The organism is Streptomyces sp. NPDC101166, assembly GCF_044768125.1.
In the GTDB taxonomy this organism is placed as follows: Bacteria; Actinomycetota; Actinomycetes; order Streptomycetales; family Streptomycetaceae; genus Streptomyces.
In genome coordinates this window covers 51,514-67,623 of record NZ_JBIWPF010000011.1, presented here as the reverse complement: position 1 = coordinate 67,623, position 16,110 = coordinate 51,514, and the positions used below count along the sequence as shown (strand labels likewise).

The 16,110-nt window shown below is 72.8% G+C and carries 15 protein-coding genes and 1 pseudogene; 8 read left to right on the top strand and 8 right to left on the bottom strand.

What is annotated here, in order from left to right; genetic code table 11:
• Positions 1–13: 13 nt before the first annotated feature.
• A pseudogene (locus ACIRS4_RS20355) lies at positions 14–475 on the top strand (IS200/IS605 family accessory protein TnpB-related protein); the annotation flags it as partial.
• Between the two features lie 8 nt (positions 476–483).
• Here ACIRS4_RS20355 and ACIRS4_RS20350 read toward each other — a convergent pair.
• From ACIRS4_RS20350 to ACIRS4_RS20330, 5 genes are all read right to left on the bottom strand, one after another.
• Positions 484–888, bottom strand: a complete 405-nt coding sequence (locus ACIRS4_RS20350) for an organic hydroperoxide resistance protein (RefSeq protein WP_404198126.1) — start codon at positions 886–888, stop codon at positions 484–486.
• 169 nt (positions 889–1,057) lie between these two features.
• Entirely contained in the window at positions 1,058–1,492 is a 435-nt protein-coding gene (locus tag ACIRS4_RS20345; RefSeq protein ID WP_404198124.1) for a MarR family winged helix-turn-helix transcriptional regulator, read from the bottom strand.
• Between the two features lie 95 nt (positions 1,493–1,587).
• Complete coding sequence (locus ACIRS4_RS20340; protein WP_404197635.1) at positions 1,588–2,382, bottom strand: energy-coupling factor ABC transporter ATP-binding protein; 795 nt, start codon at positions 2,380–2,382, stop codon at positions 1,588–1,590.
• Positions 2,370–3,131 (bottom strand): cobalt ECF transporter T component CbiQ, encoded by a 762-nt coding sequence (gene cbiQ, locus ACIRS4_RS20335; protein ID WP_404197632.1) that lies wholly within the window; start codon positions 3,129–3,131, stop codon positions 2,370–2,372. Before cbiQ ends, ACIRS4_RS20340 begins: the two co-directional genes overlap by 13 nt.
• Before the next feature lie 2 nt (positions 3,132–3,133).
• Positions 3,134–4,189: an energy-coupling factor ABC transporter permease gene (locus tag ACIRS4_RS20330; protein WP_404197629.1), complete on the bottom strand. Its 1,056-nt coding sequence runs from the start codon at positions 4,187–4,189 to the stop codon at positions 3,134–3,136.
• 182 nt (positions 4,190–4,371) lie between these two features.
• Here ACIRS4_RS20330 and ACIRS4_RS20325 point away from each other — a divergent pair, with 182 nt between their 5' ends.
• Positions 4,372–4,728, top strand: a complete 357-nt coding sequence (locus ACIRS4_RS20325; protein WP_404197626.1) for an SsgA family sporulation/cell division regulator — start codon at positions 4,372–4,374, stop codon at positions 4,726–4,728.
• Positions 4,729–4,768: 40 nt separating this feature from the next.
• Here ACIRS4_RS20325 and ACIRS4_RS20320 read toward each other — a convergent pair whose 3' ends face one another.
• The 3 genes from ACIRS4_RS20320 to ACIRS4_RS20310 all read right to left on the bottom strand — a co-directional run bounded on the left by ACIRS4_RS20320 (position 4,769) and on the right by ACIRS4_RS20310 (position 10,254).
• Positions 4,769–6,439 (bottom strand): penicillin-binding transpeptidase domain-containing protein, encoded by a 1,671-nt coding sequence (locus tag ACIRS4_RS20320; RefSeq protein WP_404197623.1) that lies wholly within the window; start codon positions 6,437–6,439, stop codon positions 4,769–4,771.
• Between the two features lie 197 nt (positions 6,440–6,636).
• Complete coding sequence (locus ACIRS4_RS20315) at positions 6,637–8,274, bottom strand: penicillin-binding transpeptidase domain-containing protein (protein WP_404197620.1); 1,638 nt, start codon at positions 8,272–8,274, stop codon at positions 6,637–6,639.
• A gap of 219 nt (positions 8,275–8,493) precedes the next feature.
• Positions 8,494–10,254: a dolichyl-phosphate-mannose--protein mannosyltransferase gene (locus ACIRS4_RS20310; protein WP_404197617.1), complete on the bottom strand. Its 1,761-nt coding sequence runs from the start codon at positions 10,252–10,254 to the stop codon at positions 8,494–8,496.
• Positions 10,255–10,327: 73 nt separating this feature from the next.
• Between ACIRS4_RS20310 and rsmI the strand changes: the two genes are divergently transcribed.
• The 6 genes from rsmI to ACIRS4_RS20280 all read left to right on the top strand — a co-directional run bounded on the left by rsmI (position 10,328) and on the right by ACIRS4_RS20280 (position 16,106).
• On the top strand, positions 10,328–11,191 hold the full coding sequence (gene rsmI, locus ACIRS4_RS20305; RefSeq protein ID WP_404197615.1) for a 16S rRNA (cytidine(1402)-2'-O)-methyltransferase: 864 nt from the start codon (positions 10,328–10,330) through the stop codon (positions 11,189–11,191).
• 166 nt (positions 11,192–11,357) lie between these two features.
• Positions 11,358–11,750, top strand: coding sequence for a hypothetical protein (locus ACIRS4_RS20300; protein WP_404197612.1), 393 nt, complete (start codon positions 11,358–11,360; stop codon positions 11,748–11,750).
• Between the two features lie 40 nt (positions 11,751–11,790).
• Positions 11,791–12,678, top strand: a complete 888-nt coding sequence (locus ACIRS4_RS20295) for a TatD family hydrolase (protein ID WP_404197609.1) — start codon at positions 11,791–11,793, stop codon at positions 12,676–12,678.
• 142 nt (positions 12,679–12,820) lie between these two features.
• A complete protein-coding gene (locus ACIRS4_RS20290; RefSeq protein ID WP_404197606.1) occupies positions 12,821–14,272 on the top strand; it encodes a ubiquitin-like domain-containing protein in 1,452 nt (483 codons plus the stop codon).
• Between the two features lie 71 nt (positions 14,273–14,343).
• Positions 14,344–15,216 (top strand): 16S rRNA (adenine(1518)-N(6)/adenine(1519)-N(6))-dimethyltransferase RsmA, encoded by an 873-nt coding sequence (rsmA, locus tag ACIRS4_RS20285; RefSeq protein ID WP_404197603.1) that lies wholly within the window; start codon positions 14,344–14,346, stop codon positions 15,214–15,216.
• A complete protein-coding gene (locus ACIRS4_RS20280) occupies positions 15,213–16,106 on the top strand; it encodes a 4-(cytidine 5'-diphospho)-2-C-methyl-D-erythritol kinase (protein ID WP_404197601.1) in 894 nt (297 codons plus the stop codon). The genes rsmA and ACIRS4_RS20280 overlap by 4 nt, the downstream gene beginning before the upstream one ends.
• Positions 16,107–16,110: the final 4 nt, after the last annotated feature.

The window sequence follows — 16,110 nt, the reverse complement described above, 5'->3', positions numbered from 1 at the left end:
AGTGTTCTGGTGCAGGCTCCGGGCCCGGCTGACGTCGATGGCCGACGCCACGGGCATCGCGGTCATCGCCGTCGACCCCGCCTACACCAGCCGCTGGGGCGCCCAGCACTGGCAGAGACCCCTCACCAGCACCACCCGCAAACCCACTCGCCACGATGCTGCCGCCGTGGCGATCGGAAGGCGCGCCCAGGGACACCCGATCCGGCTGGGGGTACCTCCCAGGCCCATGAGGCACTGGGGGAGGACGGCACCGCCCCCACACGACCGGAGTGATCGTGCGGGGCATCGGACCGTCCAGGCCCGACCAGGTGTTCCCGGGCGTGAGGAAACCCGCCCCCGCATCCCCGGACCACGGACACGATCCCTGCGCGCCGGACGCGGAGCGAACGCGGGCAACCAGAACGCCCAACACCGTCCGGGGCGTTCGGCCGAGCATGAGTCCTGGCAACAGGACTCACTCCCGCTCAGCCCCTAGGAACGGTGTCAGCCCAGCAGGATCGTCACGTCGATGTTGCCGCGCGTGGCGTTGGAGTACGGGCACACCTCGTGCGCCGCGTCGACCAGCTTCGCGGCGAGGCCCGCGTCGAGGATGGGCAGTGAGACGCTCAGGGCGACCGCGAGGCCGTAGCCGCGGGTCCTGTTGGGGCCGATGCCGACCTTCGCGGCGACCGTGGAGCCGGTGAGGTCGTAGCCCGCCCGGTTGCCGACGAGGATCAGCGCGTTGTGGAAGCAGGAGCTGTAGCCGGCCGCGAAGAGCTGCTCGGGGTTGGTGCCGGCCCCGTCGCCGCCCATCGCCTGCGGCATCGCCACCTTCAGCTGGATATGGCCGTCCTGGCTGGTCACATACCCGTCCCGGCCCCCGTGCGCGGTGGCCTCGGCGACGTACATGATCTTCGTCGGACGGGTGTCGACTTCGGCGTCCTCGGTCACGGCGGTCCCTCCCCCGGACAGGTGTGCAATTACATCGTGCACAAGGTACCGGCCGGTATGAAACCGCTTGTCCATCAGGGGGTGGCAACCGCGGGTAACAGCAGGTGGGGGCGGGGGTGCCCAGGGGTCAGCGGGCGCGTTCCGCCGCTTCCTGCGCCCGTCGCGCGAGCTGCCACAGCTCCTCGCGCAACCGTGTCACCCCAGCCTCGTCGACCCCCGTGGCCGCGAGCAGCGCGCCGGGCACGCGCTCCGCGCGCCCCCGCAGTTCCTCGCCGCGCCCGGTGCACGCCACGAGCACCGAGCGCTCGTCGCGCGCCGAGCGCTCCCGGCGCACCAGCCCCGCCGACTCCAGCCGTTTCAGCAGCGGCGACACCGTGCCGTAGTCCAGCCGCAGGGCCTCGGCCAGCTCCTTCACGGTGATCTCACCGCGCTCCCACAGCACCAGCAGGACGAGGTACTGCGGATAGGTCAGCCCCAGCTCGTCCAGGAGCGGCCGGTAGGCGGCCGTCACCGCGCGCTGGGCGGCGTACAGCGCGAAGCACAGCTGCTGGTCCAGTTGCAGCGACGCCTCGGCGCCCGAAGGCGCACCCGCCTCCGAAGGCGCACCGGCCCGTGCGGGCTCTCCGGCCGCCCCGGTCTCGTCGGATCCCTGGTTCGTCACGCGCCCATTGTCACGGAGCGGGGGTCGAACCCGAACGGCAGCTCCAGGCGGTGGGCGCGCATCAGCTCCGCGTCGGACAACAGCCCGCCGGTCGGGCCGTCCGCCGCGATCACGCCCTCGCTCAGGATCAGCGAGCGCGGGCACAGTTCGAGCGCATACGGCAGATCGTGCGTGACCATCAGGACGGTGACGTCCAACGAGCGCAGGATGTCGGCGAGTTCACGGCGGGAGGCCGGGTCGAGGTTGGAGGACGGCTCGTCCAGGACGAGGATCTCCGGCTCCATCGCGAGGACCGTCGCCACGGCCACCCGGCGGCGCTGCCCGAAGGACAGATGGTGCGGCGGACGGTCCTTGAAGTCCGACATGCCGACCCGGGCGAGCGCGCGGTCCACGCGCTCCTCCAGCTCGGCTCCCTTCACCCCGGCCGCCGCGGGCCCGAACGCCACGTCCTCGCGGACCGTCGGCATGAACAACTGGTCGTCGGGGTCCTGGAAGACGATGCCGACCTTGCGCCGGATCTCGGCCATGTGCCGCTTGCCGACGGGCAGTCCCGCGACGCTCACCGCGCCCGCGCCGCCGGTGAGGATGCCGTTGAGGTGGAGGACGAGGGTGGTCTTGCCGGCGCCGTTCGGGCCGAGCAGCGCCACCCGCTCACCGCGCGCGATCGAGAAGTCCACGCCGAACAGCGCCTGATGCCCGTCGGGATAGGCGAAGGCGAGCCCGGCCACCTGGAGCGAGGGCGGGGCGGAAGCGGGGTCGGGCACGGGCGTCACAGCGGTCACAGGGTCCATCCCAACACGCAGACCGCCAGCGCGGCCAACGGCAGGGCGAACGCGTACGACCACTGCGCCCGGGAGGCGCTCACCTCGTCGATCACCGGCATCGAACCGGCGTACCCCCGGCTGACCATGGCCAGGTGCACACGCTCCCCGCGTTCGTAGGAGCGGATGAACAGCGCGCCCGCCGTCTTCGCGAGCACCCCCCAGTGCCGCACTCCGCGCGCCTCGAAGCCGCGCGACTCCCGCGCGATCCGCATGCGCCGCAGCTCGTCCGTGATGACGTCGCCGTAGCGGATCATGAAGGAGGCGATCTGCACCAGCAGCGGCGGGAGCCTGAGCCGTTGCAGGCCGAGGAGGATCTCCCGCAGTTCGGTGGTGGAGGCGAGGAGGACGGACGCGGCGACGCCGAGCGTGCCCTTGGCGAGCACGTTCCAGGCGCCCCACAGCCCCTCGACGCTGAGCGACAGGCCCCACATGTCCACCCGCTCGCCCTCCGCCACGAACGGCATCAGCACCGCGAACGCGACGAACGGCACCTCGATCAGCAGCCGCTTCAGCAGGAAGCCGGCCGGCACGCGCGCGCGGAACGCGACCACGCCGAGCAGAGCCGCGTACAGGCCGAACGCCCACATGGCCTCGCGCGGGGTCGACACCACGACCGCCACGAAGGCGAACGCCGCCGCCAGTTTGGTGTGCGGGGGCAGAGCGTGCACGGGGGAGCAGCCGGCCCGGTAGAGCCGGTGGGCATGCCCGGCGCCCACGACTAGACCCCCGCGTTCGCCGGGGAGGCGTCGTCCGTACGACGCCTGCGCACCGCCCAGAACACGGCGCTGCCCGCGACGACGGTCACCCCGACGCCGATGACTCCGGCGAGGCCGCCGGACAGACGGGCGTCGGCGACGTCCTTGACGCCGTAGTCGGCGAGCGGGGAGCCGGCGGCGGCGTGCTCCCGCGCCTTGGCGTCGATGCCCTTGTCGGCGGCGACCTTCTCCAGGCCGTCGGGACTGGCCGAGGCGTAGAAGCTGACGAACCCGGCGAGGACGAGGGAGGTGACGAGGCCGCTCACCCACAGCGTGCGGCGGGAGGCGCCCGCCGGGACGGGGGCCGTGCGCTCCTCCCCGGCGTCCGGCGCGTCGACGAGCTCGCCGTTCACCCGGAGCCGCAGCCTCTGCCGCAGTCCGCGCGCCCCATGGACGAGGTCCGGGCGGACGGCGAGGACCGCGCCGACGGTCAACGAGGTGATCACGGCCTCGCCGATGCCGATCAGCACATGGACGCCGACCATCGCGGTGGCGACCTTGCCGATCGGGACGTCGGTGGTGCCGCCGATCCAGTACACGAGGGTGAAGGCGAGGGCCGCGGCCGGCACCGACAGCAGCGCGGCGACGAAGGAGGCGACGGTGACGGAACGGCGGCTGTTCGGCAGCACCTTCACCAGGACGCGGAAGACGGTGTACGCGACGACCGTGGTCACCACGGCCATGACGGTGATGTTCACGCCGAGCGCGGTCAGACCGCCGTCGGCGAAGAGGACGCCCTGCATCAGCAGGACCACGGACACGCACAGCACCCCCGTGTAGGGGCCCACGAGTATCGCGGCCAGCGCGCCGCCCAGCAGATGGCCGCTGGTGCCCGCGGCCACGGGGAAGTTGAGCATCTGCACGGCGAAGATGAACGCCGCCACCAGGCCGGCCAGAGGGGCCGTGCGCTCGTCGAGTTCACGGCGCGCGCCGCGCAGGCTCACGGCGACCGCGCCGGCGGCTACGACTCCGGCGACAGCGGAGGCCGGGGCGTTGATGAATCCGTCAGGTACATGCACCAGGCGATTGTAGGGGGCAGCTGCGAACCATTCGCAAGAGCGAGTGTCTCGTTTCTTGCCGTCACCTATCGCACATATGAGATCGACCGGTCTCAGGGGGCGGCGTCCGGAAAATATGCGACATTGGAGGGGCGGCGGACGCACAGATTCCGCAGCGGTCACGCAACGTGAAGGGGCGGCCGATGTCTGTAGTCGAGCAGTACGCCCGAGCCCACATCGTCACGGACGCGGACCTGGTCGAGGAGGAATGGGCGGCCGTCCCGGTCGTGCTGCGCTACGACCCCGAGGACGACCCGCGCTCGGTCCGCGTCGGACTGCCCGGCGCCCACGAGCGGACCATCGCCCGCACGCTCCTCGAACAGGGCCTGCGCGCCCCGGCCGGAAGTGGCGAGGTACGGGTGTGGCCGTGCGGCCGGGTGCAGGCGGTGGTCGAGTTCCATTCCCGGCAGGGCGTCTCGGTGGTCCAGTTCGAATCCAAGACCCTGCTCCGCTTCCTGCGCCGCACCTACACGGCCACGGGCCGGCCGATCAGCCGCTGAGACCGGTCGCCGACACCACGGCCCTGGGGCTCGCCCGCGGTCAGCCGCCGGTCTTCAGCAGGGTGGCCACGATCGGGCCGGCCGTGTCGCCGCCGTGGCCGCCCGCCTGGACCACGCCGGCGGCCGCCAGGTCGCCGCGGTAGGCGGTGAACCAGCCGTTGGGCTGCTTCTGGCCGTCGACCTCGGCCGAGCCGGTCTTCGCGCCGTAGTCGGGGCCGAGGCCGGTCATCGCCTCGGCCGCCGTGCCGTAGGCGGCCGTGTAGTTCATCAGCTCGCGCAGCTGGGAGAGCGTGGACGGCGACATCTTGCGCGCGGCGGTGGCCAGCGTGCGGTCGTCCACCGACGGGGCCACCAGGTACGGCTGGTGGAAAGTCCCCGACTTGATGGTGGCCGAGACGGACGCCATGTTCAGGGGGTTCATCCGCACCCCGCCCTGGCCGATCAGCTCGGCCGCCATCTGGGCCGCCGACTGCACCGGGACCGCGCCGTCGAAGCTGGGCACGCCGACCGCCCAGTCGTCCCGGGACAGGCCGAAGACCTGCTGGGCCTGCTGGGTCAGGCTGTTCTCGTCGAGCTTGCCGGCCTGGCTGATGAAGGCCGTGTTGCAGGAGCGGGCGAAGCTCGCCTTGAACGTGCCGCTCTTGATCTCGAACTCGTCGTCGTTCTGGAACTTCCAGCCCCCGTACGTGAAGTACTTGGGGCACGGATGGGGCTTGTCCGCCGACGCCAGCCCCTTCTCGATCAGCAGCGAGGCGGTGACGACCTTCATGGTGGAGCCGGGTGCCAGGGAGCCCTGGAAGGCCGTGTTGAAGTTCGGGTTGCTGTTGGCGACGGCGAGGATCTCGCCGGTCGACGGGCGCACGACGACGACCGAGGAGCGCGCCCTGCTCGCCACCTGCTTCTCCGCCGTGGCCTGGAGGGCCGGGCTCAGCGTCGTCTTCACGGAGCCCGGCGTGCCCTTGCTCAGCTCCAGGAGCGTCTTGTCGGAGGACTTCTTCGCCTTGGAGTCCTTGCCGCGCACCACCCGCAGTTCGACGCCCGCCGTGCCGCCGGCCTTCTTCCCGTACTTCTCGCGCAGCCCGTCCAGCACCGTGCCCAGCGACGGGAACCTCTTCGCGGTCAGCTCGCCGCCGTCCCGGTCGAACGCCTTGACCGGCGGGTCGCCGGCCTCCCCGGTCACCAAGGTGTCCCCGTCGCCGAGGTCGGGGTGGACGACGGAGGCGTGCCAGTCGACCAGCGGCTTGCCGTCCGACGCCCGCCGTACGACCGTCAGCGCGCTGTCGTAGGCGAGCGGCTTCGCCGCCTTCTTGTACGTCACCGTGCCCTTGACGGAGAAGGCCAGCCTGTCGCCCGTGCGGGCGCCCGCGGTGAGGGCGGCGCCGGTGATGCGGGCGTCCTTGGTGTAGCCGGTGAGCAGCGCGGCCGCGGCCTTGGGGTCGTCGGTGGCGGCGGCGGCCTGGGCGACCTTGCCCTGCTGCCAGGCGGTCAGGAAGGTCTGCGCCGCGGAGGTCACCTCGGCGGCCGACAGCGGGCCCGTCTTCACCGCGGGCTTCCTCTCGGCCGCCCTGGACGAGCCGTCCTCGGCCGCCGCGCCGCTGCCGTACAGCGCGTACCCGGCGATGCCGGCGCCGCCGACGACTGCGGCGATCACACCGCCGACCACGACGGGCCGCTTGTTCCGTCGCTCGGCGACGCGCCTTCTGTTGCCCACAGCCCGAGATCCTCCAAGCTTTTCCGAGGCCGCCCTCGCCCCACTGCCCTCACCGATCCCAACGAGGGGAACCAGCCTAGAGTCCCCGGACGCTCGGGTGACATCACGTGTGACGTCGACCACGCCCCCGTTCGGCCGCTTCTCGTCAGCCGGCGTCCGGCTCGGCCGCCCCGCGCGGGCTCAGCGCCGCGCGCGGCTCAGCCGCCCGCGCGCAGTACCGTGGCGACGATCGGGCCGGCCGCGTCGATGCCGTGACCGCCGTCCTGGACCATCGCGGCGGCGGCGACGTCGTCGCGGTAGCCGGTGAACCAGCTGTCTGAGGTCGCGCTGCCGTCGGTCTCGGCGGAGCCGGTCTTCGCGCCGATGCGGCCGCTCAGGCCGGACATCACGCCGGCCGCCGTGCCGCTGGTGGCGGTGCGGTTCATCATCGAGCGCAGCTGGGTGACGGTCTTGTCGGGGAGCCCCTCCGCCTGGGCGAGCGTCCGCCCGTCGAGGCTCCTGGGGACGATCACCGGCTGGCGGAAGGCGCCCGTCGTCGCGGTGGCCGTCACGGAGGCCATGGTCAGCGGGTTCATCTGGACCTTGCCCTGGCCGATGAGGTTGGCCGCGGTGTCGGGTCCGCCGGCGGCGGGGACGGAGCCGTCGAAGGACGGGATTCCGGTCTTCCAGTCGAGTCCGACGCCGAAGCGCTGCTGAGCCTCCCTGGTGAGGGAGTCGACCCCGACCTCGTCGGCGAACTTCACGAACGCGGTGTTGCAGGAGTGGGCGAAGCTCTGCGCCAGGGTGGCGTCGTCGTCCGCGGGCAGGTCGGCGATGTTGTGGAAGGTCTGGCTCTGCCAGACGGCCTCTGCGGGACAGGGAGCCGGGCCGTTCGCCGTGGTCAGCCCGGAGTCGATGAGCGTGGCCGCGCTGACGATCTTCATGGTGGAGCCGGGCGCCCGCTCACCGAGGAAGGCCGCGTTGAAGCCGTCGTCGCGATGGTTGGCGACCGCGAGCACCTCGCCGGTGCTCGGCCGCACGGCCACCACCGAGGCGTTGTCGAACCTCCGCACCGCCTTCTCGGCCGCCGTCTGCGCCGTCGCGCTGATCGTCGTGGGCAGCCGGCCCGCCTTGCCCTCGGCGAGGGTGAGCAGCGGGGTGTCGGCGGTGTCGGGCGTGGCGTGCCGGATCGTCAGCTCGATGCCCGCGGTGCCGCCCGCCTTCTCGCCGTAGGTGGCGCGCAGCTGGTCGAGGACGGGCCCGAGCGAGGGGTACTTCTCCTTGGTGAGCACCTTGCCGTCGCGGTCGACGGCCTCGATGGGCGGGGCCGCAGACTCGCCGGTGACCAGGGTGTCGTCCATGTCCTTCAGGCCGGGGTGCACGAGCGAGGGCCGCCAGTCCACGAGTGCCTTGCCGCTGGTCAGCCCCCGGACCACCGTGAGGGAACTCTTGTAGACGAGCGGCTTGGACTTCCCCTCGTACGACACCGTGGCCGCCACGCCGAACGGCACGGTGGCGCCGCTCGCCTTGCCCGGCGTGATCCGCACGCCGGTGATGTGCGCGGCCCCGCCGTAGGCGGTGAGCAGAGGCTCCGCCTTCTCGGCGTTGTTGGTGAGCGCGGCGGCGGCCGCGGCCTGTCCCTTCTCCCAGGCGGCGAAGAACGCGGCCGTGGCGTCCGCGACCTCCGACGCGTCGGGCGGTCCGCTCTTCTTCACCGACACCGGCCCGCTCGCCCCCGTCGTGCCGCCGCCGTCCGAGTCCAGCGCGCTCAGGATGTTGAAGGCGCCGTATCCGGCCCCTCCCACCATCACGGCGAACACCGAACCGACGATCGCCGTCTTGGCCCCCTTGTGCATGGCCGCACCCCTCCCCGTTTTTTTCCCCGTGGGTTCCGTGCGCCTCTCCGCACGCGACTGAACGTGTTCAGAAAGGCGGTCTCGGTCGCACTGTAAGCGCAACCCGGGGCCACGGGGAAAGGAGTTGACCGAAGTTGGCCGAACAGAGATCGACCCATGGGGAGAATCGGGCAACCCGAACACCGGTCAAGGATCTGAACGCAGCCCCGGAGGACCGCCTCACACCCAGGTGTCGAGCCACATACGTGAACGCCAGGAGTCGATGGGGATCGCCTGCCCCGTGTACAGCGGATAGAAGTAGATGAAGTTCCACGCGATCAGCAGCACCAGCACCCCCGCCGCCGTGGCGCCCGCCACCCGCCGGGTGTCGCCGCCTCCCGGACGGCCGACGAGCGCCCCGATCATCATCGCCACCGCCAGGCACAGGAACGGCAGGAAGACCACGGCGTAGAACAGGAAGATCGTGCGCTCCTGGTACAGGAACCACGGCAGATACCCGGCGGCGATGCCGCAGGCGATCGCGCCCGCCCGCCAGTCACGGCGGAAGAACCAGCGCCACAGCACGAACAGGATCGCGAAACAGGCCGCCCACCACAGCAGCGGCGTGCCGAGCGCCAGCACCTCCCGCGCGCACTTCTCGCCCGCGTCCGCCGGACAGCCGTCCTTGCCGGGCGCCGGGGACTCGTAGAAGTACGACACCGGGCGGCCCAGGACGATCCAGCTCCACGGGTTCGACTGGTACGGGTGCGGCGAGGTCAGGTGGGTGTGGAACTCGTACACCTGCGTCTCGTAGTGCCACAGGCTGCGCCACCAGTCCGGGAACAGCCACGTCCAGCTGCCGCCCTTGCCGTCGCCCTCCGCCCAGTCGCGGTAGTAGCCGCCCGAGCCGTCGCGGGCGGACAGGATCCAGCCCGTCCACGACGCCACGTACGTCACCAGCGCGACCGGCACCGTCGCCAGGAACGCCAGGCCGGTGTCCCGCCGCAGCACCGCGAGGTAGGGCCGGCGCGCACCGGCCACCCGGCGCGCGGCGACGTCCCACAGGACCGCCATCAGGCAGAACGCCACCATCACGTACAGCGCGTTCCACTTGGTGCCGATCGCCAGACCCAGCATCAGACCGGCCGCCCAGCGCCACGGCCGAAGGCCGAGCCGTGTCGTCTCGGCGACGTGCGCGTCCGCACGGCGCGGGCCGCCCCCCTGCTCGTCGTAGGCCGGCAGCGCCGCCGCGAGCCGCTCGCGCGCCTTGTCCCGGTCGATCAGCAGACAGCCGAACGTCGCCAGCACGAAGAACATCAGCACCCCGTCGAGCAGCGCGGCCCGGCTCATCACGAAGTGCAGCCCGTCGAGGGCCATCAGCGCGCCCGCCAGGCAGCCCAGGAGCGTGGAGCGCAGCAGCCGACGGCCGATCCGGCACAGCATCAGCACGGACAGCGTCCCCAGCAGCGCCGTCATGAACCGCCAGCCGAACGGATCGAATCCGAACATCAGCTCGCCCAGCCCGATGACGAACTTGCCGACCGGCGGATGCACCACGTACGCCGCGTCCGCCGGGACCGTGACATGGCCGCCGGAGGAAAGGATCAGATCGTTGGCGTTCTTCTCCCAGTTGACCTCGAAACCCCGGTGGACGAGCGCCCAGGCGTCCTTCGCGTAGTACGTCTCGTCGAATATCACCGCCTTCGGGCTGCCCAGGTTCCAGAACCGCAGCACGCCCGCCATCAGCGTCACCAGCAGCGGCCCGCCCCAGCCCGACCAGCGCGTGATCCGCCGCGCCCACACGGGCCCGATCCCCAGCACCGCCCACAGCCGCGGACCGGGCTCGGCGAACGGCGGCGACAACCGCTCACGGACGTCGCCGCCCGGCTCCGCCGAGTATCCGAAACGGCGCAGCCGCTGCCGCCACGCCGGCCGCTGATCCTGCGGCGCCTGGTCCTGCCGGTAGTCCGTGGAGTCCATGGAGGACGCGGTACTGGTCACCGCGCCATCGTAGGGAACCCGTCTGTGGGAGTCCCGTGCACCGGGGTTCTCACGGTCTTGGGAGACTGGAAAGGTGACAGACGCACCCGGAACCCTGGTCCTCGCCGGCACGCCCATCGGGGACGTCGCCGACGCACCGCCCCGACTCGCCGAGGAACTGGCCGGCGCCGACGTCGTCGCCGCCGAGGACACCCGCCGGCTGCGCCGGCTCACGCAGGCGCTGGGGGTGACGACCACGGGCCGGATCGTCTCCTACTTCGAGGGCAACGAGTCCGCCCGCACGCCCGAACTCGTCGAGGCGCTCCTCGGCGGCGCGCGCGTGCTGCTGGTGACCGACGCCGGGATGCCGTCGGTGTCCGACCCCGGCTACCGGCTTGTCGCCGCCGCCGTCGAACACGACGTGCGGGTCACCGCCGTGCCCGGACCGTCCGCCGTCCTGACCGCCCTCGCGCTGTCCGGCCTGCCCGTCGACCGGTTCTGCTTCGAGGGGTTCCTGCCGCGCAAGGCGGGCGAGCGGCTGTCCCGGCTGCGGGAGGTCGCCGAGGAACGGCGCACGCTCGTCTACTTCGAGGCCCCGCACCGGCTCGACGACACCCTCGCCGCGATGAGCGAGGTGTTCGGCGGGGAGCGCCGGGCGGCCGTCTGCCGCGAGCTGACCAAGACGTACGAGGAGATCAAGCGCGGGCCGCTGGCCGAGCTGGCGCAATGGGCGGCCGAGGGCGTGCGCGGCGAGATCACCGTCGTCGTCTCCGGGGCGCCCGAGCGCGGGCCCGAGGAACTCGACGCGGAGGAACTGGTGCGGCGGGTGCGGGTGCGGGAGGAGGCCGGCGAACGGCGCAAGGAGGCGATCGCCGCGGTGGCGGTGGAGGCGGGGGTGGCCAAGCGGGTGGTGTTCGACGCGGTCGTCGCCGCGAAGCGCTCCGCCACCGGCGGGTAAAGAAGTGCTGGGGAGTGCAAAGCCCACAGCTCGCCCCGTGTCCCACATGGGCAAGGCCCGCCCAAAACGGGGCCAACACTCGACAGATCGGCTGCTTCCGGACGCGTCGAGCAGTCCACTGGGCTGAGGGCACATCGTCCTCGACCAGTGGATCAAAGGAGCCGGGATGGGTGAGATCACAGGGCAGTCCGGCCTGCGCGCCGCGGGGATTCCCGTCGTGCACGAGTCCTATTCCTTCGCCTGCATGCGCTGCGGGCACGGCTGGGAACAGTCGTACGAGATCGAGCACCACACGGACGCCGACGGCCACGAGTTCGTCCAGTACGTCACGGACGGACGCGTCGTGCCGTCGCCGTTGAGCCGTCCCGTGTGCCAGAACTGCGACGCGCACATCGTGCGCATCATGCGGGCGGGACAGGTGTCCTCGGTGCTCGGCGCGGCACGGCGGCAGCCGCCGGAGGCGGAGCCGGCGGACGAGGCCGCGGGCGCGGCCCGCGAGCAGCGCCACCACTGGCAGCTGTCCGACCTCCTCCACCCCTTCCATCGCCGGGCCAGCTGACCCGGACGGCGCGGCCCCGGCCCTTTCGTAGGATCGGGGCATGCCTTCGAACGCCGACAAGGCCGACAAGAACGCCGCGCCGCCGCTCCCGGCGCCCCTCGCGGTGCCCGTCGCCGACTCCCACACCCACCTCGACATGCAGTCCGGCACGGTGGAGGAGGGCCTCGCGAAAGCCGCGTCGGTCGGGGTGACGACGGTCGTGCAGGTCGGCTGCGACGTGCGCGGCTCCCGGTGGGCTGCCGAGACGGCGGCCGCGCACGAGTGCGTCCACGCGGCCGTCGCCCTCCACCCCAACGAGGCGCCGCGCATCGTCCACGGCGACCCGGACGGCTGGTCGCGGCAGGGCGCACGGCAGCCGGGCGGCGCGACGGCGCTCGACGAGGCGCTCGCCGAGATCGACCGCCTGGCCGCGCTCGCGCACGTCAAGGGCGTCGGCGAGACCGGGCTGGACCACTTCCGCACCGGCCCCGAGGGCAAGGAGGCGCAGGAGCGCTCCTTCCGCGCCCACATCGAGATGGCCAAGCGACACGGCAAGGCCCTCGTCATCCACGACCGCGACGCCCACGCCGACGTCCTGCGGATCCTGAAGGAGGAGGGCGCCCCCGAGCGGACCGTCTTCCACTGCTACTCGGGCGACGCCGAGATGGCGGAGGTGTGCGCCCGCGCCGGGTACTTCATGTCCTTCGCCGGCAACGTCACCTTCAAGAACGCCCAGAACCTGCGCGACGCCCTCGCCGTCGCCCCGCTGGAACTGGTCCTGGTGGAGACCGACGCGCCCTTCCTCACCCCGGCCCCGTACCGGGGGAGGCCGAACGCCCCGTACCTCGTCCCGGTCACGGTCCGCGCGATGGCCGCCGTGCGCGGCGTCGACGAGGACGTCATGGCGGCGGCCCTCGCCGCCAACACCGCTCGCGCGTTCGACTACTGAAGCACCGTTGAACCACTGCTGAGCAACTCGAACACGACGCTGAGTAGCCGAGCCGCTTTGGAGAGTGACGGCCGCTCCGCTAGGTTCTGGGGGCCCGATCCGGGCCCCTTTAGGACCCCCAGGCCCCCTGGAGCGTGTCGGCGTGAGCATCTCGCACCATCCGTGGTACGCACCGCACCCCGCGTACCCCGAGCAGCCCGGCGTCGATCTGCACAGCGCGCAGACGCTGGCGTACGGCGTGTACGTGCCCCCCGGCCGGCAGGGCACGCCCGGCCTCCATGGGACGCCCGATGCGTACGACGTCCCCTGGGACGTCCCGTACACCGACACCTACCGGCCCGGCTACGAGACGGCGGGCGAGTCGCCCACGCTCGTCGACTGGTCGGCGGCCGCCACGGCCGAGGCGCCCACGGTGACCCTCACCGGGCTGGACGCCGGACGGCGGGCCGGGCGGCGGCGCAGGGCGCGGGCTCCAGAGCGGCACGAGCGCCCGGAGCGTCCCGAGTCGGCGGTGCGCCGGCTGCTCCCGCAGGCGCTCGTCGTCGCGTTCCTCGCCGGCGGGACCGCCGCGTTCGTCGCCAAGGACAAGTCGGTCGAGCTGACCGTCGACGGCACACCGCGCACCCTGCACACCTTCGCCGACGACGTCACCGAGCTGCTGGGCGACCAGGGTGTGCCGGTGGGCGCGCACGACGTCGTCACGCCCGCCCCGGGCACCCCACTCGCCAGCGGCGACGAGATCGAGGTGCGCTACGGACGCCCCCTGCGGCTCACCCTGGACGGTGAGCGGCGCGAGGTGTGGACGACGGCGGACACGGTGGAGGGCGCGCTCCGGGAGATCGGGGTGCGCGCGGAGGGCGCGTTCCTCTCCGTCGCGCGCGCCCAGCGCATCGGGCGCGGGGGACTCGCTCTGGACGTCCGCACCGAACGCGCCGTGACGATCCTCGCGGACGGCCGCGCCCGTACCGTCCGCACCAACGCGGCGACCGTCGGCGAGGCGGTCGAACAGGCCGGGATCACCCTGCGCGGCCAGGACGCCACCTCCGTCCCCTCCGGCAGCTTTCCCAGGGACGGGCAGACCGTCACCGTGCTGCGGATCACCGGCGCCGAGGAGGTGCGCGAGGAGGCGGTCCCGTTCGCCGTACGCCGAGTCGATGACCCCTCTCTGTTCCGGGGCACGCAGGTCGTGGAGCAGCCCGGTCAGCCGGGGCTGCGGCGGATCACCTACGCCCTGCGCACCGTCAACGGCGTGCGGCAGAAGCCCAGGCGGATCAGGAGCGAGATCGTGCGCGAGCCCCGGGCACGGCTGGTGAAGGTGGGCACGAAACCGCTGCCGGCGTCCGTGCGGGGCGCCGACGGCCTGAACTGGCGGGGCCTCGCGGCGTGCGAGTCCGGCGGCCGCGCCGACGCCGTGGATGCGTCCGGCACGTACGGCGGCCTCTACCAGTTCGACACTCATACTTGGCGCAGCCTCGGCGGCGCAGGCCGCCCCCAGGACGCCCCCGCGGCGGAGCAGACCTTCCGTGCGAAGAAGCTCTACGTCAGGCGGGGCGCGGCCCCGTGGCCCCACTGCGGAACCAGGCTGGAGGGCTGAACCGGCGTCGCCGTGGGAGTCCGGGGCGGCTCCCGGACGGCCGCGCCCGGCCGCCCCCGTACCCTTGTCCCGTGACCAGCCCCACCCCCGACGCCCTCCTGGGCCCCGCCGACATCCGCGAACTGGCGGCAGCCCTCGGCGTACGCCCCACCAAGCAGCGCGGCCAGAACTTCGTTATCGACGCGAACACGGTCCGCCGTATCGTGCGCACCGCGGGCGTCCGCCCGGACGACGTGGTCGTGGAGGTGGGGCCGGGCCTGGGCTCGCTCACCCTCGCGCTGCTGGAGGCCGCCGACCACGTCACCGCCGTCGAGATCGACGACGTGCTGGCGAGCGCGCTGCCCGCGACGATCGCCGCGCGCATGCCCGAGCGCGCAGGGCGCTTCGCGCTCGTCCACTCCGACGCCATGCAGGTCGCCGAGCTTCCCGGCCCCGCCCCGACCGCGCTGGTCGCCAACCTGCCGTACAACGTGGCCGTTCCGGTGCTGCTGCACATGCTCGACACCTTCCCGAGCATCGAACGCACCCTCGTCATGGTCCAGTCGGAGGTCGCCGACCGCCTCGCCGCCGCCCCCGGCTCCAAGGTGTACGGCGTGCCGTCCGTGAAGGCCGCCTGGCACGCCGAGGTCAAGCGGGCCGGCGCCATCGGCCGCAATGTGTTCTGGCCCGCGCCGAACGTCGACAGCGGGCTGGTCTCCCTGGTCCGGCGCAGCGAACCGGTGAAGACCACGGCGTCCAAGCGCGAGGTCTTCGCCGTCGTCGACGCGGCCTTCGCCCAGCGCCGCAAGACGCTGCGGGCGGCGCTCGCCGGCTGGGCCGGTTCGGCCGCGTCCGCCGAGGCGGCGCTGGTCGCCGCCGGGGTGTCGCCGCAGGCCCGCGGGGAGTCGCTCACCGTGGAGGAGTTCGCCCGGATCGCGGAGAACAAGCGGGAGGACGCGGCGTGAGCGTCACCGTGCGTGTGCCCGCCAAGGTCAACGTCCAGCTCGCGGTGGGCGCCGCCCGCGCGGACGGCTTCCACGAGCTGGCGAACGTCTTCCTCGCGGTCGGCCTGTACGACGAGGTCACCGTCACCCCGGCCGACGAGCTCCGCGTCACCTGCGAGGGCCCGGACGCAGCCCAGGTCCCCCTGGACCGCACCAACCTGGCCGCGCGCGCGGCCCTCGCCCTCGCGGAGCGGTACGGCCGCGTCGCCGACGTGCACCTCCACATCGCCAAGGACATCCCCGTCGCCGGCGGCATGGCGGGCGGCAGCGCGGACGGCGCGGGCGCCCTGCTCGCCTGTGACGCGCTGTGGGGCACGGGCGCGAGCCATGACGAACTCCTCGACATCTGCGCCGAGTTGGGCAGTGACGTGCCTTTCAGTCTGGTCGGCGGGGCGGCTCTGGGCACCGGGCGCGGCGAGAAGCTGACGCCGCTCGAGGTGGGCGGCACGTTCCACTGGGTGTTCGCGATGGCCGAGCGGGGGCTGTCGACACCGGCGGTGTTCCGCGAGTTCGACCGGCTGGCGGAGGGCCGCGACGTCCCCGAGCCGGCGGCCTCCCCGGACGTCCTGACCGCCCTCGCCAAGGGGGACCCCGACGCGCTCGCGGCGGCCGTCACCAACGATCTCCAGCCCGCCGCCCTCTCCCTCTTCCCCGAACTGGCCGGCACCCTCGCCGCGGGCCGAGCGGCGGGCGCCCTCGCGACCCTGGTCTCCGGCTCGGGCCCGACGACGGCCTTCCTGGCACGCGACCCGGGTTCGGCGGCAGCGGTGGCCGAGGCCCTGCGGACCTCCGGCGCCTGCCGCACCGTGCGCGTGGCTGCGTCACCGGCGGCGGGGGCGACGGTGCTCTGAGCCA

What these genes read in the sequence shown, in the direction of transcription:
- ACIRS4_RS20350 (WP_404198126.1), bottom strand. Translation starts at nt 888, where the DNA reads ATGTACGTCGCCGAGGCCACCGCGCACGGGGGCCGGGACGGGTATGTG.
- ACIRS4_RS20340 (WP_404197635.1), bottom strand. Translation starts at nt 2,382, where the DNA reads ATGGACCCTGTGACCGCTGTGACGCCCGTGCCCGACCCCGCTTCCGCC.
- ACIRS4_RS20325 (WP_404197626.1), top strand. Translation starts at nt 4,372, where the DNA reads ATGTCTGTAGTCGAGCAGTACGCCCGAGCCCACATCGTCACGGACGCG.
- ACIRS4_RS20315 (WP_404197620.1), bottom strand. Translation starts at nt 8,274, where the DNA reads ATGCACAAGGGGGCCAAGACGGCGATCGTCGGTTCGGTGTTCGCCGTG.
- ACIRS4_RS20300 (WP_404197612.1), top strand. Translation starts at nt 11,358, where the DNA reads ATGGGTGAGATCACAGGGCAGTCCGGCCTGCGCGCCGCGGGGATTCCC.
- ACIRS4_RS20295 (WP_404197609.1), top strand. Translation starts at nt 11,791, where the DNA reads ATGCCTTCGAACGCCGACAAGGCCGACAAGAACGCCGCGCCGCCGCTC.